Origin of the sequence: Microbispora sp. H10949 (assembly GCF_014161435.1) — a bacterium.
GTDB classification, from domain to species: domain Bacteria; phylum Actinomycetota; class Actinomycetes; order Streptosporangiales; family Streptosporangiaceae; genus Microbispora; species Microbispora triticiradicis.
On the sequence record NZ_JABBWZ010000015.1, the window covers coordinates 1 to 22,603 of the forward strand.

Sequence of the window (22,603 nt, forward strand, 5' to 3'; positions counted from 1 at the left end):
GCAAACGCTGGGTGACCCGATGGAAGGCCGCCCTCAACGCCTTCGCCATCACCTTCGAAGGCCGCCTGACCCCAACCGCCCGATAGAACCAATCAAGACCGAGTTACACCGTTGATTGGACAGACCCGGCTGGTGGGACGAGGACCATCTGATCGTGTGGGCGGACGACCAGGAGAAGGCACCCCACCGTGCCGTGTTGATCGATTTTCGCGGGAAGGTCACCAGGACTCTCATAAGGGCCGGTGACAGAGACTACGAAGACGGCCGTCTGGGATTGATATTCACCCGTGCATCCGCTGGGGCAGCGGGCTGAATGAGCGTCGGACATGACGAGGGCGGGCTCGGCGTTGTGCCGAGCCCGCCCGTTTCAGGTCCACCCTCACATGTCAGGGCTTGGAGGCGGGACCTGTGTCATACGCCTTAACGCTGCAGGGTCAGGACGCCCGGGCGGTAGGGCAGGAGACCGTAGTCGACGTTGCCGGAGTTCGGGCTGCGGCCCTGGTAGAGCAGCTGCAGGTTGCAGGGGTCGACCGTCTTGGTCTGGTCGGGGTTGTTGCGGACCAGGTCACCGTGGCTGATGTCGTTGGTCCAGGTGGCACCGCTGTTGGCCTTGCCGGCGAACGGGTTGCTCTCGCTGGCGGCGTTCGGCGTCCACGACCCGCTCAGGCTGTCGGCCGTGAACGAACGGAAGTACCGGCCCTGCGAGCCGATCGCCTCGACGAGCATGAGGTACTTGTTCTGGTTCTGCAGCTTGTAGACCTCGACCGCCTCGAACAGGTTGTTGGTCGAGTCGCTCATGATCTGCGTGTAGTTGGAGCCGAAGCTGCTCGGGAAGTTCCCGATCGGCATGCTCTGCCGGTAGATCTTGCCGTTGTCGCCGGCGAAGAACAGGTACATGTTCTGGCCGTCACCGATCAGCGTCTGGTCGATCGGGCCGGTGCCCCCACCGCCGATGTTCGCGGTGGACAGGGTCTGCGTCGCACCCCAGCCGTTGGGGTTGGTCGGGTCGCTGGAGGTGCGGTAGGAGAACGCGGTCCCGCCCCACTGGTAGGTGAGCACCCAGATGTTCTTGGGGGCGAAGTAGAACAGCGTGGGCGCGACCGTGGAGGAGTTCATCTTGGTCTGGGTGGCCGAGGCCATATCCGACCAGTTGGTGAACGGGCTGAAGGCCATCGAACCCCAGGTCGACCCGGTGTCGTGCGTGGTGGCGTAGACGATGTGCTTGCCGTTGTAGGTGACGTTGGTGAAGTCCTTGAGCGACACCCAGCCGGACTTCGGCTGCGCCAGCGCGCCGGTCGAGGTCCAGCGGTACGACGACGGAAGCGGGCACGTGCCGGTCGGCGTCACAGACGGCGACGCGGACGGCGACGCGGACGGCGACTGGCTCGGGCCGCCAGAGGTGGTCCACTTCTGGTTGGTCCCGCCGTGGCAGGTCCACAGGTAGACGGCGGACCCGTTGGCCGTGCCGTAGTTGCTCACGTCGAGGCACAGGCCCGACTGCACGCCCGTGATCGTCCCGTCGGAGTTGAGGCGCCACTTCTGGTTGGCCTGGCCGTTGCAGGACCAGATGACCACCTTGGTGCCGTTCGCGGTGCCCTGACCGTAGGCGTCCACGCACCGCGTGCCGTTGAACGTCCGCAGGTCCCCCGACGAGGTGAACTCGAACGCCTGGTTGGCCTGGCCGTTGCAGTCGTAGATCTGCAGACCGGTTCCCTGCGCGTCGGTGTTGCCCACCACATCGAGGCACCGGCCCGACCCGACGCCCACCAGCGGCGCCGCCGCCGCCGACGCGGGCGCCGCCGAGACCAGCGCCGCGGCCAGCACCGTCACCAGCGCGGCGGACACACGCGCCGCCACGGTGACGTGGGAACGCCACCGGCCGACGGCCGAACGGATGGGGGGTGAATGCATGGTCTACTCCTGAGGGTGGGTCGAGGCGGAGGCCTGGGTCCTACGAAGTGCTGTTAGCGCTAACATTTTCTGTGGTACGAGAGGTCGCGTCCACGGGCGTCGATGTCGGTGGTGGTATTGGCGGAGCAAACTAGGGGACAGCGGGTGGCGTCAAGAGGCCGATCGAGAGGTCCGGTGACGCTCCGACCTTCAGAGGCGCATCTATCTGGCGTTACCGGCACAGCCCACACAGAACAGACGGCGGCCTCGTGATGAAACTTTCAACCGCGCGCTCACGCCGGTGAGGCCCTCGCCCGGTCCTGCTGGAGGCTGTCTCCGGGGAGCGCAGGAGGTGAGCTCCAGGACCACGGGTGACCGGGTAAGCGTTTGATCAATCGTAGAGGTCGCCGAGTGGGATCAGGCGTACGTCCCCCCCTGATCGGGCGCCGAGTTCCGCGGTGAATCCCGCGCCCGAGTAGCACGTGAGCACCGTGTCACGGGTGTCGTACCCCTTGGCGGTGAGCAGGTCGCGCGCGCGGCGGAGCCGGGCCACGTGCTCGGCTCCCATGACCCTGTCCCACTTGACCTCACCCAGCGAGAGGACCCGCCGTGGGCGTCCGTGATCCGCGGGCGCCAGAACGGCGACATCGACCTCGATCTGTGTGCGGTTGGCCGGATCCGGTACGACTCCGCTCCCCACCTCACCGGCCGCGGCATCGGCATGCAGGGCGTACTCGCGGCAGAGCACCTCGACGTGGGGGCCGACGACCTGCGACAGGAAACGTGCCCTGCTGCCCCGCCACACCGTGGCCGCGTCCCCACGCTCCAGCCGCGCCCACTCCCTGACCATGATCGCCTGGTAGAACGTGATGAGCGGTTCGGCCACCCGGTAGTAACTCCGGTTCGGACGGAAGAGATCGCGTTCCTTGACCAGGAGATGGCTGTCCTCCAGGACGCGGAGCGGATGCGCGATCTCGTTGGACTTGCGCCCCACATAGCCGGCGATCCCCCCTGACGTCGTGTTGCCGTCGGCTACGGCGGCGAGGACGGAGTGGTAGAGCGACGGGTCGCGGATCTCCGTCTCCTCCGCCAGGAGGTAGCGGGCCTCCCTGAACAACGGGACCTCGGCGTTCAGCACCGATCTGATCACCCAGTCGTCGAAATCCGCCGGTCCGGCCGGGACGTCGCCACGGACGAACTCCCTTCGGTAGGCCGGTGTCCCGCCCACCACCGCGTGGACCTGGACCGCCAGGCGCGGGTCGCCGATGCCCCAGAAGCGGGCGGCCTGACGGTAGTCGAAGGGCCTGACGACCATTTCCAGTCCCGCGCGCCCGCGAAGCGGAGCCGTACCGGACAACAACCCGCCCATCACCGACATCGCCGAACCGCAGAGCAGCACCCGGGCCATGCTGCCGGCTCCCGAGCCGCCGGGGCCCAGCTCCCGCTGGATGATCGAGGGAAGCTCCGGAGACGCCTTGACGAGGTACGGAAACTCGTCCAGCACGACAGGCACCGGCCGGTCTCGTACAACGCCGAAGAGGTAGGGGACGGCGTCGATCCAGTCGCGGAAGGCCGGAACAGGAGCGCCGGTGAACCTGATCAGTTCATCGGCGAAGAGGCGCAGTGCCACCGCCTCGGTCACCTCGAGCGCGGGGAAGTAGATGCCGCCCCAAGGCGGCGGCAGCGCAGGCGATGGTGGCGAGCAGCGGTGGAGCCCATGGGTTTGCGGGGCCGCTGCTGATGTAGTCAGGCTGGCTGCCCGCGCTGACCTCCGCAGGGGTGAACGGCCATGGGCATTCGCCCACGAAGACCACCAGATTGACCACCGCCATGACGCCGAGGAGCGCGGCGCCGGCCATCCCCGTTCGCCACCAGAACCAGGAGAAGCCGGCCGCTGACAGAGCGAACAGCGGCAGGACACCCACCACGAGGAGATCGAGCGCGAGCAGGTATCGCGCGTCGACTCCGATGAAACGCCAGGCGAAGGAGACGAGCGGCAGGTAGTCGATGCCGCCGCGCGCGGTCATGGCCATCAGCAGGGACGGCACCGCTGAGAGGAGCACCGCCAGCGCCATCCACGGCCACGCCCGGCGACGGGCCCGGTCCTTTCGATCACCAGCGAATCGTACGGGACCGCCTCGCCGAGGGCCTGCCCTCACGGTGCCGCTTCACCGGCTCCGAGGCGGGCTACCTGTGAATGACGAAGGCCCCGGGACTCCGTGAGGAGCCCGGGGCCGGATGCCGTCGGATGGCGCGGGCCTCACCTCGGTGGGCCCGGCATCGGCGGTGCGAAGCGCTGCTTAGAGCGGGCGGACCTGCTCGGCCTGCGGGCCCTTGGCGCCCTGGCCGGCGGTGTACTCGACCCGCTGGTTCTCCTCGAGCGAGCGGTAGCCGCGGCTGTCGATGGCCGAGTAGTGGACGAAGACGTCCGGAGTGCCGTCGTCGGGGGCGATGAAGCCGAAGCCCTTCTCGGCGTTGAACCACTTGACGGTTCCCTGGGCCATACTGCTTTCTCCTTCATGAGACGATCTCGAGGGCCACGGGTGTGGTCCCTCGGGCTGCTGCGACCGACCGCCTCGGGAAAGCCTCGGCTCCGTACGGCAACGCCCGCTGTCACTACTCAGCAAGCGTTTCAACGCATACTGGTACTTCGACACAACCTCTGTCTCGACATTACACGCCGCGACGCGGTTCTCGCGCCCCCCTTTCGCAAAACCCCGTACGCGCCCCGCGGGCCGCACCCCTCCAGCGGCCGAAGGCACAAGGCCCGTAGGTGAGGGAGCCTCTCGATCTGTGATGACGGACACACGCGTCACAGACGGGCAGACCGTCCTGTCTTGCTCAGCAGGACGGAACGCATGGCGACCAGGGGGGTTCGCAATGGAAGTACCCGACTTGAGCGGGAAGCTGGCGGTGGTGACCGGGGGCAGCGACGGTCTCGGTCTCGGCCTGGCCACACGCCTGGCCCAGGCCGGGGCCGAGGTGGTGCTGCCGGTCCGCAACGTCGCCAAGGGCGCCGCCGCGCTCCAGAGGATCCACGCGGCCGCGCCGGAGGCTGTGATCTCCACTCGTGAGCTCGACCTGGCCTCGCTGGAGTCGGTCGCGAAGCTCGCCGACGCCCTCCGGCACGAGGCCCGCCCGATCGACATCCTGATCAACAACGCGGGCGTGATGGCTCCCGCCTCCCGGCACACCACCGCGGACGGCCTGGAGCTGCAGTTCGGCACCAACCACATCGGCCACCTGGCGCTGGTGGCACGGCTCCTGCCGCTGCTGCGCCTGCGCGGAGCGCGGGTCACCACCATGACCAGCAGCGCCGCCCGCTCGGCGAAGATCGACTGGGTCGACCTGCAGAGCGAACGTAAGTACTCGCCGGTCCGCTCGTACGGTCAGTCGAAGCTGGCCAACCTTCTCTTCGGGCTCGAACTGGACCGGCGCAGCAGGGCCGGGGGGTGGGGCATCGTGAGCAACGTCGCCCACCCCGGCACGACCCTGACCAACCTCTACGCGTCCGGGCCGAACCTCGGCCGCGCCCGCTCCGCGCCGTACGAGCGGATCATGACCCGGCTCCTGCGGTGGGGTCTGTTCGTGCAGCCGGTCGACGCCGGCCTGCTGCCCGCCCTGTACGCGGCCACCAGCCCGGACGCCCAGGGCGGTCGGCTGTACGGCCCCGACGGCATCGGCCAGTTCACGGGCGGCCCCACGGAGCTGCCCCTCTACCGGTCGGTCCGGGCCGGGTCCGACGCGGCCCGGCTGTGGGACGTCTCCGAGCGGCTGGCCGGGGTCGAGTTCCCCTCCTGACCCGGCCCGTCCGCGCCGGACACTGCGGCGATCTTGGCGGGGTTCATCATCCACAGCACCTGGTCGATGCCCTCGTCGGAGGCGTTGACGGTGAGCACGGTGAACACCTCGCCGTCACGGCGGAGCACGGCCGCCGCCTGCCCGTTGACGTCGGCCCACTCCACCTCGGCCCCGGCCCAGAAGCGGTCCGCGAACGCCCTGACGTACTTCGCGACCCGCAGCGCGCCGACCACGGGGATGCGGGAGGCGCGGACCGCGCCGCCGCCGTCGGAGTAGCTGACCACGTCCGCGGCGAGGATCCGCTCCAGCGCGGCGAGGTCGCCGGAGCGGGCGGCGGTGACGAAGGCGCCGAGCAGCCTGCGCTGCTCGGCTCTGGTCACCGGCGCCCGGCGCTTGGAGGCGAGGTGCTTGCGGGCCCTGCTGACCAGTTGCCGCACCGCCGCCTCACTGGTCTCGATGATCTCGGCGATCTGCCGGTAGGGGTAGTCGAACGCCTCGCGCAGCACGTAGGCCGCGCGTTCGGTGGGGGTGAGCCGCTCCAGCAGGAGCAGGACCGCGAAGCCCAGGGCCTCGCCCCGCTCGGCGCCGAGGTGGGGGTCGTCGCGGGTGTCGACGGGTTCGGGGAGCCACGGGCCGACGTACGTCTCGCGGCGGACCCGGGCGGACTGCAGGACGTTGAGGGCGAGGCGGGTGGTCACCGTTGCCAGGAACGCCCCCGGTTCGGCCACAGTGTCGCGGTCGTAGGCCTGCCAGCGCATCCAGACGTCCTGCAGCAGGTCCTCCGCCTCGGTGGAACTGCCCAGCATCCGGTACGCGATCCCGAACAGGCGGGGCCGCACGCTCTGGAAGACGGCCGCCGCCTGGTCGAGATCGTCCACATCGCGGACGTGTCTCCCCGATCCGGTGTCCCCCATGACGATGGCTCCCGTTCCGCCGGCGATGGACCCGTCCAGCCTTTCACTCGCCCATCTCGCGGCTTCGACGGGGGATCCCTCAGCTCCAGGGGCCCTTCAGCAGGGTGTGGAAGCAGTCGGCGCCGAACTCCAGTGCCCGCACCGAGACGCGCTCGTCGGCGCAGTGCAGGCGGTCGCGGTAGACGACCTCGGGTCCGTGCAGCAGCGGCATCCAGCCGTAGCACTCGATGCCGAGCCCGCGGAAGACCCGCGCGTCGGTCGAGGCGGGCGTGATCACGGGGACCGGGACGCCGCCCGGGTCCCTGTCCCTGAGCACTCCGGCGAGCCGGTCGTAGAAGCCGCCGAGGCGCGGTGGCGGGCTCTTCTCGCCCTCCACGAGGATCTCGACGTCCATCTCGCAGCCGGCCCGGGCGCGCAGTCCGGCGAGGAAGTCCTCCGTCGAGAAGTCGCCGGGGAGCAGCCGTCCGTCGAGTTCGACAGTGATCTCGGAGGGGTGCACGTTCGTCACCGTGCCGCCGCGCAGCACGGTGGCGGTGACCGTGTGCCGGACGAGCGACTGGAGATAGCGGGAGGCCGTGTCGCCCAGCCCGGCCAGGAGGGCGGCGTTCCCGGGGTCGGCCCGGAACGCCTCGACGGCGCGGCCGGCCTCGGGCGGCAGCGCCCGCGCGAGTTCGCCCAGCATATGGTCGACGACCGGGGTGAGCCGGACGCCGAGGCCGCCGTCGGAGATCGCGTCGAGCAGCCGGGCGAGTTTGCGTACGGCGCCGTCGGCGGACGGCACCCGGGAGGCGTGCCCGCCCGGCCCGCGCAGGGTCGCCCGGACCCAGCAGGTGCGCTTCTCCCCCACCACGACGGGATGGACGCGTGCGTACGCGCCGAGGCCCAGCTCGGCTCCGCCGTCCTCGCCGATCGCGTGCCTGACCCCGGCGAACAGCTCCGGGTGCCGGCCCACGAGGAACCGCGCCCCCACCGTGCTCCCGGCCTCCTCGTCGGGGACGACGGCCAGGATGACGTCACCGGGCGGCTCCTCGCCCGCCGCCCGCATGCGCAGCAGCGCCGCCAGCATCATCGCGAGCTGGCCCTTCATGTCGACGGCCCCGCGCCCCCACAGCTCGCCTCCGGCGATCTCCCCGCCGAACGGCGGGCGGGTCCAGGGCTGCCCCTCCACCGGGACGACGTCGGCGTGCGCCTGGAGCAGCAGGGGCGGTTCGGCGCCCCGGCCGGGCAGCCGGGCGACGAGGTTCGGGCGGCGCGGGTCCGCCGCGAGCAGCCGCGTCTCCAGCCCGGCGGCGTCCAGCAGGTCGCGGATCCAGCCGACGCAGTCCGCCTCGTCGCCCGGGGGGTTGACGGTGGGGAACCTGATCAGCCGCTGCGCGATCGCCGTCGCCGTCGGTGACGGCTCGCCCGGCGAAGGCGGAGCGGCCTCCTCCGCCCGCCGCGTCGCCACCTCCACCGCACCGCGGCCGGGACCGGCGGCGGACATGTGACCGTCGCCCGCGGGACGGCCGCCGTGACCGAGGCCGTCGCGCAGCCGGGTGAGCGCCGCACGCATGACCGTCTCCTCGTGGACGAGGGCGACGCGCAGGTGCCCGGCCCCCGGGTTCACGCCGTACGGCCCCTCGGCCGCGAGATAGCGGCCCGGCATGACGGACAGGCCCTGGTCGCGCCACAGGTCCCGGGCCGCCGCCTCGTCGTCGGGCACCGGCAGCCAGAGGAAGAAGCCCGCCTCGGCCCTGCGATAGCCGGGGAGCCCGCCGAGGATCTCGTCGGCCAGGTCCCAGTTGCGGGCCAGCGCGGTCCGCAGCCGCGCCACGTGGGCGTCGTCGGACCACAGAGCGGCGGCGGCCGCGCAGACGGGCAGCGGGCTGGAGACTCCGCAGGCCCGGTTGTGGGCGGCGTACGCGGCGACCGTGGCGGGGTCACCCGCGGCGAAGCCGCTGCGCAGCCCCGGCGCCGCGGACCGCTTCGACAGGCTGTGCAGCACCAGGAACCGTCCGGGCGCGACCGAGCCGTGCTCCACCAGCGAGAGGTAGCCCGGGGGCTCGCGGCCGGTGGACAGGTCGGTGTAGCACTCGTCGACGACGAGCAGCGTGCCGGCCGTGGCGGCGATCTTCGTGATCTCGCTGAGGGCCTCCTCCGGCAGGATCTCCCCCTCCGGGTTGCCGGGGTTGCACACGATCAGGGCGGCGACGGGGGAACGCGCGGCGTCCACGGCCGCCGCGACGGCGGCCGGGCCGTCGCTCCCGGCGAAGAACTGCGGCCGGGCGCCCGCCGCCTCGGCTCCCGCGAGGTACGTCGGGTAGAAGGGGTTGGGCATGACGACCGAGGGAGTCTCGCCGTCGCGGCGGGCCCGCGCCCTGGTGGACGTGACGGCGAGGGCGACGGCGGCCGCGACGGCCTGTTTGGTGCCGGGGGTCGGCTCGATCGCGATCGCCTCGTCGTCCAGCCCCCGCCGTACGCCGAAACGGCGCTCCAGCCAGCCCCGGTAGGCGGCCCGCAGTTCGGGGGTACCGCCGAGCGGCGGATAGCGGGTCCACCCCTCGGCGTCGTCCAGGAGGCCGGGCGCGAGCGGTGGCGTCACGAGCCGCGACTCGCCGAGGTGGAGCCGCACCGGTTCCCGGTCCGGCGGCGCGGACACGCCGTCGAGCAGGTCGCGCAGCAGGGCGAACGCGCTCCGGGCGGTGGTCACCGGTCCAGGTCCCGTACGAGGTCGTTGAGCGCGGTCTTGCCCCGGGTCCGCTCGTCGGCGTACTTGACGATCACCGCCGCGTACGTCGAGAGGCCGGGCCGGCGCGGGTCGGTGCGCGCCCCGGGGATCACCACGGCGTTCTCCGGCACCTCCCCGTAGGTCACCTCGCCCGAGGCCCGGTCGACGATCGGCGTCGAGCGGCCCAGGTAGACGCCCATCCCGACGACCGCGCCGCGGCGCACCCGCACGCCCTCGGCGATCTCGCTGCGGGCGCCGACGAAGACGTCGTCCTCGATGACGACCGGGTCGTCGCCGATCGGCTCCAGCACGCCGCCGAGGCCGGCGCCGCCGGAGATGTGGCACCGCGCGCCGACCTGCGCGCAGGAGCCGACCGTCGCCCAGGTGTCGATCATGGTGCCCGGGCCCACGTACGCGCCGACGTTCACGAAGCAGGGCATCAGCACGGCGCCCGGCGCGACGTACGCCCCGAAGCGGACGACGGCGCCGGGGACGACCCTGATCCTCGCCTCCTGGAAGTCGGGCTCCTTCCAGGTCTCGAACTTCAGGGGCACCTTGTCGAAGGTCCGGGGGCGGCCGGGGCCCGCCTCGGCCATCTCGCTCCGGCCGGTGCGGAACGACAGGAGGATCAGCTTCTTGACGAAGGTGTCCACGACCCACTCCTCGCCCAGGGGGCGGGCGGCGCGCAGCTCGCCGCGGTCGAGCGCGCCGAGACCGGCCTCGATCTCCGGGGCGAGGACCGCCAGTTCGGCCTCGGTCAGCTCGGCGCGCCGTTCCCAGGCGGCCTCCACCGCGGCTTCGTTCACAGGCTTCGCTCCTCGTGCTCGTGGTTCGGGAGGCCGGCCGGCGACGCGATCGGCACCGGCTCCGGCTTCCAGCGGGCCGTGGCCAGGTAGTCGTCGACGGTCTCGGCGCGGCGGATCTCGACGACGTCGCCGCCGGGGGTCATCATCAGCTCGGCCGGTCGCAGCCGGCCGTTGTAGGTGAAGCCCATGGCGTGCCCGTGCGCGCCGGTGTCGTGGACGAGGGCGATGTCCCCCTCGCGGGGATCGGGCAGCATCCGGTCGATCGCGAACTTGTCCATGTTCTCGCAGAGCGAGCCGACCACGTCGAACCGCGACCGCTCCCGTCCCCGGGCGAAGGGCAGGCTGACGTGGTGGTACGCGCCGTACATCGCGGGGCGCATGAGCGCGGACATCGACGCGTCGACGCCGACGATCTCGCGGCCCTTGCGGCAGCGGTTGACCACCCGGGTCACCAGCACGCCGTGGGGCCCGGTGACGTACCGCCCGCACTCCATGAGGATGCGCGGGGCCCGCTGCGGGAAGCACCGGCGCCGCGCGGCCACGATGGCGTCGGCGTACGCCGTGAAGCTGAGCGGCTTGTCCTCGGGGCGGTAGGGGATGCCGAGGCCGCCGGCCACGTTCACGTACTCGATGTCGACTCCGGCGGTCTCGGCCACGTGCGCGCCCAGCTCGACGACGTCCACCGCCGCCCGGATGGCCCGGTCGACGTCCAGCTCGTTGGCGCAGGTCATGCCGTGGATGCCGAACCGGGTCACGCCGCGCCGCCGGGCCTCGCGGTAGGCGTCGGGGAGCTCGTCCAGGGGCACGCCGAACTTGGAGCCGGTCGGGTCGCCCATGAGGGACGAGCCCGCCGCGAGCCCGTTGGGCGAGGCGCGGAACGCCACCGTCTCCGGCAGGACGTCCGCCTTGCCGAGGAACGACCGGTCGTCGAACGTGATGAGCGCCCCGGCCTCCAGGGCGGCGCGGTACTCGGAGAGCCGGGTGTTGTTGGAGGTGAAGATCACCTCGTCGCCGGCCGCGCCGACGCGCGCGGCCAGCTCCAGCTCGATCGGTGACGCGCAGTCGAGCCCGCTGCCCTCCCGGTGCAGCAGGGAGAGGACGGCGGGGTTCGGCAGGGCCTTCACGGCGAAGTACTGGCGGTAGGGCTCGCCCCGGAAGGCGTCCACCATCCCCCGGTACGTCTCGATGATCCCCTGGGCGTCGTAGATGTGGAACGGCGTGCCGTATGCGGCTACGACGTCCGGGAGCACGGGCAGGAGCTTGCGGGCGAACCCGTCAGAGATCGGCACGCTGGTCCTCCTCGGTCACGGCACCCGCGCGACGCAGATGGTGCGGTTGCGCATGCCGCTGATGGGCCGCAGATAGGGGAAGTAGTAGCTCTCCAGCGGCTCGAACCCGAACGACGACAGGGTGTCCTGGAGGTAGTCCTTCGAGACGAACCAGAAGCCCTCGACCCGCTCGTGCGGCGCGAAGGCGACGTGCCGGTCGCGCGGCGCGTCATTGGAGAAGACCAGGCGCGTCCCGGACCGCAGGCCCAGGCTCTCCAGCTTGCCGAGGGCGGGCCGCAGTTCCTCCACGGGGTCGAAGAGGTGGCCGAGCAGGCCGTCGGCGTAGACCGCCTCGGCGTCGCCCACGTCGGCCGCCGTCAGCGCGAAGTAGTCCGCGGTGAAGGCGTCGACGCCCTTCTGCCGGGTCAGCCGCACCGCCTCCTCGTTGTAGTCCATCGCCCTGACCTTCCGCTCGCAGTGCACGAGGTCGGCCTCGACGAACCCGTTGCCGCAGCCGAGGGAGAAGACGCCGGAGCCGTCCGCGGTCAGCGACAGGATCTTGAGGACCATGTGCGAGCGGTATTCGGGGACGTACGTGGAGGGGGTGATGGAGTCGTTGTACGCGCCGCCGCTCTCCCATATGTCGTAGATGGTGGCTTCGGCCCCGCCGACCTCGCGCTGCGTGCAGTAGTACTCGCGCACCGCGTCGAGCGCCTGTCGGGTCTGGGTCATGTGCGTTCTCCTTGGTCAGGCGTCCTGGTCAGGCGTCGCCGTGGGCGTGGAGGTGCTCCTGCAGGTAGTCGACGGAACGGAGGGGACGCGAGCGCATCTCCTCGATCAGGGGCAGCAGTGGCGCGGGGTTCGCCGGGCCGTAGGCGCCGTACAGCGCGACGGCGGGCTCGCCCCGGCCGGCGAGCAGCGCGTCCGCGAGGACCCGGGCCAGCGAGCGCAGCCCCGCCAGGACGACCTCCGGGTCGCCCTTCAGGCGGCCGTCCTCCAGGGCGAGCGCGCCCAGCTGGACGAAGTAGGACAACTGGAGGAACATGCCGTCGCTGTCGGGGAAGTGGCCGAGGCCGCGGTCGACGTACCGCAGGCACTCCCCCAGGTAGTAGGTGACGGCGTCGGCGCCGGACAGGTCCATGCGGGGCGCCCAGACGTCGGCGAGGATCAGGATGCCGAAGACGTCGGCCGCGACCTCCTGGAGGACGACCGACGCCCAGCGGTCGGCGGCGTTCAGCTCCTTGTAGGCGGTGGCCGGGCGGCGCACGCTGTGCCCCAGCTCGTGACCGAACACGCCGAGCGCCGGGATCCGCGCGAAGCGCTCCCCACCCGGCTCGTACGGCTCGCCCAGATCGAGGTGGCGCGCCGCGAGCGGCCCGGAGAAGCCCTCGACCATGGCCCGGTGGGTGTTGCCGAAGTAGTAGGTCTTCTTGAACGGCGAGCGCTTCACCCCCTCGTCCTCCGGGAGGAAGTAGGCGATGTGCTTCGGGTGGAGGGCGCCCTCCCCGGCCATGAAGAACAGCCGGGTCGCCGCGAACGCCGGCACGTCGCCGAGCCGCAGGTCGGCGTGCAGCCGGGCGAGATACTTCGCGACGTCCTCCTGGTACGTCAGGGCCTCGGACACGTCGGCCTGGCGTTCGGGGTCCCGGCGGCAGGCGAACGCGGTCGGCAGCCCTCGCAGGTCCTTGCCGTACCAGGTGGAGATCTGGCCGGCGACGACCGCGACGTCCTCCTCGACGCCGACGAGCTCCTGGAGGATGTCGTCGGTGTAGCCGTGCTGGACGGCGTCCGCCCGCAGGGCGAGCGCCCGGCGGTCCACCTCCCCGGGCAGGTGCCCGCCGATCCGGCGCATCGCCTCGGCGACGGGCAGCGGGTCGGGGAGCCGGGTCCGGGCGGGCGCGCCGACGGTCTTGACGGTGCGCCACTCGTCCTCCACGGCCGCGCCGAGCGCGGCCAGGTCGCGGAGGAAGGCCGGCCCGAGGGCGGGGGCGGCGTCCGCGAGGTCGAGCCGCCGCAGTTCGTAGCGGTCGGACGGCGGCCAGAAGGCGTTGCGATGGTCGCCGTAGGTCGTCGCCCTGGCGAGGTTGGCCGTGTAGTCGAAGCGATCAGCGGGGGGCTGTCCGGTCACCGTTGCACTCCCATCCTTTGTCTGCCGCGTCAGCCGGTGGTGAAGAGCCGGCCCTCGCGCTCCCATCGCCGTACGGTCAGGTAGTCGGCCTGCAGGACCTCGGGGTCCGGATGACTCATGAAGACGATGCCGGGGCTCGAGTAGAGGTCGGTGGTCCGCGTGACGGTGTCACCGGCCCTCGGCGCCTTCTGGATCCAGGTGGTGCTCTCCAGGGTTCCCAGCAGTTCCTCGTAGTGGGACCGGGTCACCGTCCCCGACTGGGCGGAGATGAACTGGACCTGCCACAGCGGGGCGTGCAGCCCCTTCTGCTCGTCGGCGAGCCGCGCGGCGAACGGCTCGCCCTCGACGACCAGGCGGGCGGCCAGGTCGAGCATGCTCGCGCCCACCGCATGGTTGGCGGCGGGCCGGTTGAGCCCGCCGGACAGGCGCGAGGCGCACTCGATGAGGACCGGCCCCCGGTCGGTGACCATCAGTTCGGTGTGGTGGGCGCCGTACCGCACGCCCAGGGCGTCGAGGACCGCCTTCACGTAGTCGACGATCCGCTTCATCTCCGGGTCGACCGGGTCGAACAGGACGCTGCGGTCGTAGATCAGGCCCGCGCCGGGCACCGGCACCTTGTCGGTCCGCCAGATCTCGGTGACGACGTGCCGCCCGTTCCCGCTGATCCCGTTGATGAAGTACTCCTGGCCCGACAGCAGCCGCTGCGCGAGCACGGCGTCGTTGCGCTCGCCGAGCTGGTTCACCGCGCCGTGCAGGCGGTGGAAGACCTCCTCCAGCTCGCCCTCGTCGGCGCAGAAGGTCACGGAGTCGGTGCCGGCGCTCGCCGGCGGCTTCACGACGACGGGCCAGGCGCCGGCCTTCGCCCAGGCGAGCAGCCCGCCGAGGTCGTGTGCCAGGTAGTGGTCCATGGCGGGCAGGCCCGCGCCGATCAGGCGGTTGTGCATCTCGTACTTGTCGCGCCGGGCGGCGCTGGACGACGGGTCGTTGCCCGGCAGGCCGAGCGCGGCCGCCAGGAGGTCGGCGACGATCACGCCGCTCTCCGTGCCCGGCAGCACGGCCGCGGGCCGGTACGCGCCGACCTCGCGGGCGAGGGCCTCGATGTCCCCGTCGTTGTCGAACTCGGCGAGGTAGTCGCCGGGCCGGTAGGTGGCCCGGAAGTACTCGGGCAGGCTCGCCGACGCCCGCACGTGCACGCAGTCCCAGCCGTGCTCCGCCATCACCCCCGGCAGCTGCGAGCCGGACGAGTAGCCGTCGACGATGACCAGGACCTGCCGTGGTGACGTGCTCATGTGGTGTCCTTCGTGACGTGGGGGCCGGTGCCCGGGCGCTCGTCCGCCGCGCTCTCGCGCTCGTAGGCCCCGCTCTCGCGCTCGTAGGCGGCGTGCGGGCCGCCGCACCCGTGGTCGGCCAGGATCATCGCCGCGCCCTTCTCGGCGATCATCAGGCTCGCGGCGTTCGTGTTGCCGGAGACCAGCGTCGGCATGACGGACGCGTCCACCACCCGCAGCCCCTCCACCCCGTGCACGCGCAGCCGGTGGTCGACCACCGCCATGGGGTCGTCGCCCATCCGGCAGGTGCCGGCGGGGTGATAGGAGGTGTCGCCGTGGGCGCGGGCGTAGGCGAGCAGTTCGTCGTCGGTCCGCACGCCGCTCCCCGGCGTCAGCTCGTCGCCCCGGTACGGGTCGAGCACCGGGCTCTCCACGATCTCCCTGGCGATCCTGATCCCGGCGACGAGGCGGGAACGATCCATGCCGGACTCCAGGAAGCGCGGGCGGATCTCGGGCGGGGCCAGCGGGTCGCGGGAGCGGACGTGGATGGAGCCGGACGACTCCGGGCGCAGCGGGTAGACGCCGAGCGTCATGCCGGGAGCGGTGTCGAGCCGCCTGCTCGACCCGGGGCCGTAGCTGGCCGGCGCGAAGTGGAACTGGATGTCCGGCCGCGTCTCCTCCGGCGAGGAGCGGACGAAGCCGAAGCCGAGCGCGATCGGCAGGCTGAGCAGGCCCCGGCGGGAGGTCAGGTAGGTGGCGACCTCCCGCGCCAGCGCGAGCCCGCGACTGCGCTCGTTGAAGGTGATCGGCCGCCGCACCCGCCACCGCAGGCGGGCCGCGAAGTGGTCGCGGAAGTTCTCGCCGACGCCCGGCAGGTGGTGCACGACCGGGATGCCGAGGCCGCCGAGCACGTCGCGGGAGCCGATTCCGGAGAGCTCAAGGAGCTGGGGCGACTGCACCGCGCCGGCGCTGACGATCACCTCCTTGGCGCAGCCGGCCCGCTCCGTCTCGCCGTCCCGCACGTACGTCACGCCGGTGCAGCGGGTGCCGCTGAACCGCAGGCCCGTGACGTGGGCCCGGGTGAGGAGGGTGAGGTTCGGCCGGAGCCGGGCGAGCTTCAGGTAGGTCCCCAGGGCCGACGACCGCCGTCCGCCGTCGTGGTTGACCTGGTAGTAGCCGAAGCCCTCCTGGTCTCCCGAGTTGTAGTCGGGGTTGGCGGGATAGCCCGCCTTGGCCGCCGCGGCGAGGAAGACGTCGCACAGTTCGTCGCGGTCGCGCGGCGGGCCGACGGCGATCAGCCCGTCCCGGCCGCGCGTCTCCCCGCCGATCCCGGTCACGCGCTCCAGGCTGCGGAAGTACGGCAGGACGCCGTCCCAGGACCAGCCCGGGTTGCCGAGCCGCGCCCAGTCGTCGTAGTCCTCCGCCTGGCCCCGTACGTAGATCATGCCGTTGATCGCGTTCGAGCCGCCGAGCAGGCGCCCGCGCGGGATGCGCACGCTGCGGCCGTCGATGGTGGGGTCGGGCGCGGTCTCGAAGCACCAGTCGTACCTGGGGTTGCCCATCAGGATGGTCTCGGCGGCGGGGATCGACAGCAGCGGGCTGCGCCGCTCGTGCCCCGCCTCCAGGAGGAGCACGCTGACGGACGGGTCCTCGGTCAGCCGGCCGGCGAGCACGCAGCCCGCCGCCCCTGCCCCGACGATCACGAAGTCGTACGTCTTCATGAGGCGATGGCCTCGCCGACCGGCACCGGGCTGCCGGTGGACAGGTGACCGGCGATCGTCGTGCGGTGCATGAGGCGGCGATACGCCTCGTAGTCGTAGGGGGTGGCCCGGTGCATCGCGCTGCGGTTGTCCCACAGCAGGATGTCGCCCGGCTGCCACCTGTGGCAGTAGGTGAAGCGCGGCTGGACCGAGAACTCCTGCAGGAAGGTTATGAGCGGGGCGCTCTCGGCCTCCGGCATCCCCTCGATGCGCCACGGGACGTTGCCGCCGCTGTAGAGGGCGTTGCGGCCGCTCACCTCGTGCCGGCGCACGATCGGGTGGCGCATGTCCACCCACGCCGCCCGCTCCTCCGGCGTCGGCGCCGGACGGTCGGGATAGTTGTACGGCCGCGACTGCACCCGGCTGATGACGACCTTGAGGTCGTCGATCCGTTCCTTCATGGCGGCTGGCAGGGCGTCGTACGCCGCCATCATGTTGGCGAACCAGGTGTCGCCGCCCTCCGGCGGGACCTCGATCGCGTAGAGCATCGTCCCGGCCGGCGGGTCGGAGAGGTAGTGGCCGTCGCTGTGCCAGACGCGGCCGCTGTAGGCCGACCCGATGGGCTTGCCGTCCCGGGTGATGTTCGACAGCACGAGGATCTCGGGGTGCTCGGGCTCGTTGAACTCCGAGCGGGTGTAGGTCGTGATCTCACCGAAACGCCTGGTGAGCGCGATCTGCTGCTCCGGGGTCATCTTCTGGCCGCGGAACAGCAGGAGGCAGGTGTCGATCCAGGCCTGGTAGATGCGGTCGAAGTCGCGGGCCGATATGTCGCCGGTGACGTCGACGCCGCGGACCTCCGTGCCGATGGAGTCGGTGATGGGGACCAGTTCGAGCATGGCGCAGCTCCCTCGGTGTTGCCTGCGTTCACATCGCTACGGCGCTCGTCAGCCGAGCGACACCTGGTAGTCCTCGATCCACCTGCGCATCTCGACGAGCTGGATGAGCATGTGCGGCGCGCTCGTCCCGCCGGGCAGGTCCGGCCGGAGCCGGTCGGCGGCGATCCCGCGGATGAACTCCGCGAGGCGCGGCCGGTCGAACAACCGGCCGATCGGAGAGCGCTCGTCGCTCACGATCCAGGTCGCCTCCTCGATGAGCGCGTGGTCGTATTCCGGGTTGTGCACATGGGGATAGGCGCTCTTCCGCCGGTTCAGCGTGCCGGGTGGCAGGACGTCGGCCATGGCCGCCTTCAGCAGGCCCTTCAACCCGCCCCGGGACTTCATCGACCAGGGCACGTTCCAGACGTACTCGATGAGCCGGTGGTCGCAGAACGGGATGCGCACCTCCAGGCCGGACGCCATGCTCATCCGCTCCTTGCGGTCGAGGACGACCGCGAGCGGCCCGGACATGCCCAGGTGGAGCACCTCGCGCATGCGCGCGTTCTCGGGGTCCTCGCCGGGCAGCCGCGGCACCTCCGAGAGGAGCTGGGAGAGCCGGGCGCGCTCGTCCTCCACGGGGTCGGCCGTCGCCCGCATCTCCGGTGAGAGGTAGTCGGCGAGCCGGGGGCCGTCGCCCATCCACGGGAAACCGTCGCGGTTGACGAGTTCCGGCTTGAAGAAGTACGGATATCCGCCGAAGATCTCGTCGGCGGCCTCGCCGGACATCGCGACCGGGCCGATCTCCCGCATCTCGCGGAAGAGCAGGTACATCGAGGCGTCGAACTGCCCCCAGCCCGGCAGGTCGCGGGCGCGGCGGGTGGCCGGGACGGCGTCCAGCAGGTCGCGCAGGCCGACGGTGACGGTGTGGTGGCGGCTGCCCATGAATTCGGCCGCGTCCGCCGCGTACGGCGCGTCCACCTCGGGCCGCAGCTCGGTCGGGGAGAAGTGCGCGGAGTCGCTCTCGAACCGGACGCAGAAGGTGTCGAGACTCCTGCCGTCCCGGGCCGCCAGGGCGCGGACGGCGAGCGCCGCGACCGAGGTCGAGTCGACGCCGCCCGACAGCATGGCGGCGCACGGCCCCGAGGCGGGGACCTGCCGGCCGACCGCGTCCTCAAGGAGTTCGCGCACGTGGCGGGTGGTCTCCTCGAACGAGTGCCGATGCGGCTCGCTGGACAGCCGCCAGTAGCGGCGCGGCGACGGCCCGTCCTCCGACCAGATGACGACGTGGCCGGGCGGGACCTCGCGCAGCCCGGCCAGCGGCGTCTCGCCGGGCAGGGTGAGGCGCGGCTGCAGGACGATCGGGAGGGCCGCCGGGTCGAGGCGCGCCTCGAACAGCGGGTTGGCCATGATGCCCTTCGGCTCCGAGGCGAACAGGATGCCGCCCGGGTACGCGAAGTAGTACAGGGGCTTGAGGCCCATGCGGTCGCGGCCCAGCAGCAGCCGCCGCGACCTGCCGTCCCAGACGGCGAAGGCGCCCATGCCGTCGAGCCGTTCGGCGAGCCGGTCGCCCCAGCGGAGGTAGGAGCGCAGCAGCACCTCTTCGGAGGAGCCCCCGCCGAGGTCGGCCGCGTTGTAGATCTCACCGGCGTGGACGACGGCCACCGTCTCGCCGCCGATCTCCGCCGTCAGGGGCTGGGCGTCACCGCCCGCCGCGCCGACCGCCGCGTCGCCCACGGCGAGCCTCCGGTGCCCGAGCGCCGCGTGCCGCGACAGCCAGAGCCCCTTCGCGTCGGGACCGCGGTGCTGCATGGTGTCGGCCATCGCGTGGAGGACGTCTTCCTGTGCGCCGAGGTCGCGCCTGAAATCCATCCAGCCAACGAATCCACTCAATCGATGTTTCCTTACTCGTCAATTCGCGGGCGAATACCGGCCGTGAACGCGGCCGGCGGTTAACCGGAATATAGAGACACCGTGCAGGCGGAAAGAGCGATCGGATAGCGGAGCGAGAATTGCCGGAAATATCGTCGACCAATAACCTGCCGACGACGATGAATCGCCGGCCGCGGCCAGTGGACATCTGTTCATCACACAAAACGATGACGCCGTTCGGAAGTATACGTACCGGACAAGCGGTCGCAATAGACCTTCGAAGTGACGCACGTCACACAGATTCCTCACAACGCCGATAATTGCATGGTGAGGTTTCCGTTCGGCCGGACGACCCCTTGAGGACCGGGCATCGCGGCAGCTCAGAGCCCGGTGGTGAGATTTATTACGGTCCTATCGGAAGCGGAAATTCGACGGTTATTCTCCGGGTACGTATCGTCCTCGTATCGTGGGCTTCGCGGATAACACTCCGGTGGTGTCCGCGCGCCCGCCGACGCCGCTACCACAGGGAGAAGACATGGCGAACTCCGACGGAGTGCTCCTTGTCATGGCAAGTGGGTTTCCGCACTACAGGGAGTACCTTCTGGCCTCGATCGCGCAGCGCGGCGGGCCGGTCTGGCTCTTCGAGACGGAACGGCCCTCCTGGCAGACCCCGTACATCGCGGGCAGCACCGTCGTCGACGTCTTCGATCCGGAGGCGGTCGTCGCAGCGGCCCGGCAGCTGGCCGCGCGGACACCGGTCCGCGGCGTGATCAGCTACCACGAGGCGGTGATCGAGGCCGCCGCCCGGGTGGCGGCCGAGCTCGGCCTCCCCGGGCCCTCCCCGGAGGCCGTGACCGCCGTACGCGACAAGCCGACGACGCGGCGGCTGCTCGACCGGGCGGGGATCAGGCAGCCCCGGCACGCGCTCGTCGCGACCCCGGAGGAGGCCGCGGCGGCGGCCGGGCGCATCGGGTTCCCCCTGGTGGCCAAGCCCCGGGGCCTCGGCGCGAGCCAGGGGGTGGTGAAGGTCGCCGGCGAGGCCGAGCTCGGCTGGGCGGTCGGCGTCAGCCGTACGGCACGCCAGAGCGGGATGCCCGGCCACGACGAGATCCTGCTGGAGCAGTTCCTCGCCGGGCCCGAGATCAGCGTCGACGCGGCGGTCCACGACGGCGAGTACCTGCCCTACCTGGTCGCCCGCAAGCGCCTGGGCGGCGAGCCGTACTTCGAGGAGACCGGGCACGTCGTGCTGGCCGACGAGCCGCTGCTTCGGGACGCGGACCTGCTGCGGCTGCTGGCGGACACGCACCGCGCCCTCGGCTACACCCACGGCACGACGCACACCGAGGTCAAGCTGACCTCCGAGGGCTACGCGCTGATCGAGGTGAACGGCCGGCTCGGCGGCGATCTCATCCCCTATCTCGGGCTGCTGGCCAACGGCGTCGACTCCGGGGTGGTCGCGGCCGACCTCGCCCTGGGGGTGCGGCCCGACGTGACCGCGCACGGCGCCGGCGCGGTCGGCATCCGGTTCCTCTACCCGCCGGAGACCTGCGTGGCGCGGCGGGTGGAGATGCCCGAGCCCGATCCCGAGGCTGGATTGCTGGCGTCGGTGGCGGTCGCCGGCCCGGGGACACCGCTGATCCTGCCGCCCGACGGCGCCATCGCCCGGTACGGCTTCCTCATCGCCCGCGGCCGTACGGCGGAGGAGTGCGACGAGGTGCTCGACCGGGCCGAGCGGGCCGCGCGGTTCGAGGGCGACCCCCCGCACGCCGCCCGGGAGGTCGTCTCCGTCTGAGAGGCGGCACAGCCCGTCCCGGCAGGCGGCTGGACAGGCTCCGGGAGCGGCCCATGGCGGCGCCGCCCCGGCGCGGGGAAAGCCCGGGCCGTCTCGCGCGGGAGCGCGCCCAGCCGAGAGAACCCGTCCTGCCGAAAGAGCCCGTCCGGTGGAGAGAGCGAGGAGTGAGGACGTGTCCGAGGACCAGCCCCCCGTCGCGGCGCCGCGGGGGGACGAGCGCGCCGGCGTGCTGCGGACGCTCCGCGAACTGCCCCCTCCCGTGCTCGCCCTCCTCTGCGGGATCGCCGTCAACCGGATGGGCAGCTTCGTCTCGCTCTTCCTGGTGCTCTACGTCACCGGGCTCGGCTACCGCCCGGCCGAGGCGGGCGGCGCGCTCACGGCGTTCGGCCTCGGCTCGATCGCCGGGGTGGTGACGGGCGGCGCCGCGACCGACAGGTTCGGGGCGCGGAACGTGATCGTCGCCTCGATGGCGCTGTCCGGCGTGGGCGTCGGCGCCGTCGGCTTCGTGACCGGCTACCTGCCGCTGCTGGGGATCAGCCTGGCGATCGGCGCGGTCACCCAGCTCTACCGGCCGGCCTCCACGACGATGCTGTCGGAGCTGACCCCGCCGCGCCGGCTGGTGATCACCACGGCGGCGAGCCGCCTGGGGCTCAACGTCGGCGCGACCCTCGCTCCGCTGCTGGGCGTGTGGCTGGCCGGATTCGGCTACCGCGCGGTCTTCCTCGCGGACGCGATCACGAGTGTCGTCTTCGCGGTGGCGGCGATGTTCGTACTGCCCGGAGGCCGGCCCGGGCGCGAGGCGGCGGAGGCCGTCCGGCACGAGGACGGGACGCGCGGCGGCTACCGCGCGGTCCTGCGGGACCGCCGTTATCTCCTCGTCCTCGCCGCGATGTTCGCGACGGCCCTCGCCGAGGTGCAGTATCAGGCCGTCCTCCCCCTGGAGATCAGGGACCGGGGCCTGCCCACCGCGGTCTACGGCGCCGTCGTCGCCCTGAACGGCGCCCTGGTCATCCTGCTCGAACTGCCGCTGACCCCGTACGTCCAGAGGCTGCCGATGCGGACGGCGATCTCGGTGGGGACGCTGCTGATCGGCGGGGGGCTCGCGTTGGCCGGCGTCTCGGCCGGTGTCTGGCTGCTCTTCGCCAGCGCGCTGATCTGGACCATGGGCGAGATCGTCAGCGCGCCGTCGTCGAACGCCTATCCGGCGCTGGCCGCGCCGGGACACCTGCGCAGCCGTTACATCGGCGCCTTCGCCGCCTGCCACACCATCGGATACGCGGTGGGACCCGCCGTGGGCACGGCGCTCTTCCAGTACGACGGCGCGCTCGTCTGGCTCATGTGCGCCGGGCTCGGCGTGGCCGGGTTCTTCGGCATGTGGTTCGGGGTCCGCGCGCCGGCCCACGAGACCGCCCCCGCCGCGCGGGCGACGCCCCGGCCCGCCACCGACCTCAACTGACGAGGACCTTGGAGAGGCGGCTCGCGGGGCTGGATCGGGGACTCCTCGATGGCCGACGTGTCCAGGCGTGGAACGACAGGGACGCGGGATCGGCGACCGGCCGCCGATCCCGCGTCCCCTCGGGCCGGT

Annotated in this window: 17 protein-coding genes; 3 read left to right on the top strand and 14 right to left on the bottom strand. The window is 71.8% G+C overall.

What is annotated here, in order from left to right; genetic code table 11:
• Positions 1–420: 420 nt before the first annotated feature.
• From HHX40_RS31620 to HHX40_RS31635, 4 genes are all read right to left on the bottom strand, one after another.
• Positions 421–1,911: a non-reducing end alpha-L-arabinofuranosidase family hydrolase gene (locus tag HHX40_RS31620; protein ID WP_182883511.1), complete on the bottom strand. Its 1,491-nt coding sequence runs from the start codon at positions 1,909–1,911 to the stop codon at positions 421–423.
• Positions 1,912–2,281: 370 nt separating this feature from the next.
• Positions 2,282–3,520: an AAA family ATPase gene (locus HHX40_RS31625; RefSeq protein ID WP_182883512.1), complete on the bottom strand. Its 1,239-nt coding sequence runs from the start codon at positions 3,518–3,520 to the stop codon at positions 2,282–2,284.
• Positions 3,495–3,965, bottom strand: a complete 471-nt coding sequence (locus HHX40_RS31630) for a hypothetical protein (protein ID WP_182883513.1) — start codon at positions 3,963–3,965, stop codon at positions 3,495–3,497. The genes HHX40_RS31625 and HHX40_RS31630 overlap by 26 nt, the downstream gene beginning before the upstream one ends.
• A gap of 225 nt (positions 3,966–4,190) precedes the next feature.
• Positions 4,191–4,394, bottom strand: a complete 204-nt coding sequence (locus tag HHX40_RS31635) for a cold-shock protein (protein ID WP_111701102.1) — start codon at positions 4,392–4,394, stop codon at positions 4,191–4,193.
• 376 nt (positions 4,395–4,770) lie between these two features.
• Between HHX40_RS31635 and HHX40_RS31640 the strand changes: the two genes are divergently transcribed.
• Positions 4,771–5,691, top strand: a complete 921-nt coding sequence (locus HHX40_RS31640) for an SDR family oxidoreductase (protein ID WP_182883514.1) — start codon at positions 4,771–4,773, stop codon at positions 5,689–5,691.
• Here the strand turns inward: HHX40_RS31640 and HHX40_RS31645 are convergent.
• The 10 genes from HHX40_RS31645 to asnB all read right to left on the bottom strand — a co-directional run bounded on the left by HHX40_RS31645 (position 5,607) and on the right by asnB (position 19,247).
• On the bottom strand, positions 5,607–6,605 hold the full coding sequence (locus HHX40_RS31645; RefSeq protein ID WP_182883515.1) for an RNA polymerase sigma-70 factor: 999 nt from the start codon (positions 6,603–6,605) through the stop codon (positions 5,607–5,609). The genes HHX40_RS31640 and HHX40_RS31645 overlap by 85 nt on opposite strands.
• 79 nt (positions 6,606–6,684) lie before the next feature.
• Positions 6,685–9,294 (bottom strand): aminotransferase class I/II-fold pyridoxal phosphate-dependent enzyme, encoded by a 2,610-nt coding sequence (locus HHX40_RS31650; RefSeq protein WP_182883516.1) that lies wholly within the window; start codon positions 9,292–9,294, stop codon positions 6,685–6,687.
• Positions 9,291–10,118 carry a 2,3,4,5-tetrahydropyridine-2,6-dicarboxylate N-succinyltransferase gene (locus HHX40_RS31655; RefSeq protein ID WP_182883517.1) on the bottom strand — a complete coding sequence of 276 codons (828 nt, stop codon included), beginning with the start codon at positions 10,116–10,118 and terminating at the stop codon, positions 9,291–9,293. Before HHX40_RS31655 ends, HHX40_RS31650 begins: the two co-directional genes overlap by 4 nt.
• Positions 10,115–11,407, bottom strand: a complete 1,293-nt coding sequence (locus HHX40_RS31660; protein WP_182883518.1) for a diaminopimelate decarboxylase — start codon at positions 11,405–11,407, stop codon at positions 10,115–10,117. The genes HHX40_RS31655 and HHX40_RS31660 overlap by 4 nt, the downstream gene beginning before the upstream one ends.
• A gap of 15 nt (positions 11,408–11,422) precedes the next feature.
• Positions 11,423–12,118 (bottom strand): class I SAM-dependent methyltransferase, encoded by a 696-nt coding sequence (locus HHX40_RS31665; RefSeq protein ID WP_111701096.1) that lies wholly within the window; start codon positions 12,116–12,118, stop codon positions 11,423–11,425.
• A gap of 28 nt (positions 12,119–12,146) precedes the next feature.
• A complete protein-coding gene (locus tag HHX40_RS31670) occupies positions 12,147–13,514 on the bottom strand; it encodes a hypothetical protein (RefSeq protein WP_182883519.1) in 1,368 nt (455 codons plus the stop codon).
• A gap of 29 nt (positions 13,515–13,543) precedes the next feature.
• Positions 13,544–14,803, bottom strand: coding sequence for an ATP-grasp domain-containing protein (locus HHX40_RS31675; RefSeq protein WP_182883520.1), 1,260 nt, complete (start codon positions 14,801–14,803; stop codon positions 13,544–13,546).
• Complete coding sequence (locus tag HHX40_RS31680; RefSeq protein WP_182883521.1) at positions 14,800–16,503, bottom strand: GMC family oxidoreductase; 1,704 nt, start codon at positions 16,501–16,503, stop codon at positions 14,800–14,802. The genes HHX40_RS31675 and HHX40_RS31680 overlap by 4 nt, the downstream gene beginning before the upstream one ends.
• Positions 16,500–17,378 carry a TauD/TfdA dioxygenase family protein gene (locus tag HHX40_RS31685; protein ID WP_182883522.1) on the bottom strand — a complete coding sequence of 293 codons (879 nt, stop codon included), beginning with the start codon at positions 17,376–17,378 and terminating at the stop codon, positions 16,500–16,502. Before HHX40_RS31685 ends, HHX40_RS31680 begins: the two co-directional genes overlap by 4 nt.
• Positions 17,379–17,426: 48 nt before the next feature.
• Positions 17,427–19,247 (bottom strand): asparagine synthase (glutamine-hydrolyzing), encoded by a 1,821-nt coding sequence (asnB, locus tag HHX40_RS31690; RefSeq protein ID WP_182883523.1) that lies wholly within the window; start codon positions 19,245–19,247, stop codon positions 17,427–17,429.
• Between the two features lie 514 nt (positions 19,248–19,761).
• On the opposite strand from asnB, the gene HHX40_RS31695 reads away from it, so the two are divergent.
• Complete coding sequence (locus tag HHX40_RS31695) at positions 19,762–21,018, top strand: ATP-grasp domain-containing protein (protein ID WP_182883524.1); 1,257 nt, start codon at positions 19,762–19,764, stop codon at positions 21,016–21,018.
• Positions 21,019–21,190: 172 nt separating this feature from the next.
• Positions 21,191–22,474: an MFS transporter gene (locus HHX40_RS31700; RefSeq protein WP_182883525.1), complete on the top strand. Its 1,284-nt coding sequence runs from the start codon at positions 21,191–21,193 to the stop codon at positions 22,472–22,474.
• Positions 22,475–22,603 lie beyond the last annotated feature (129 nt).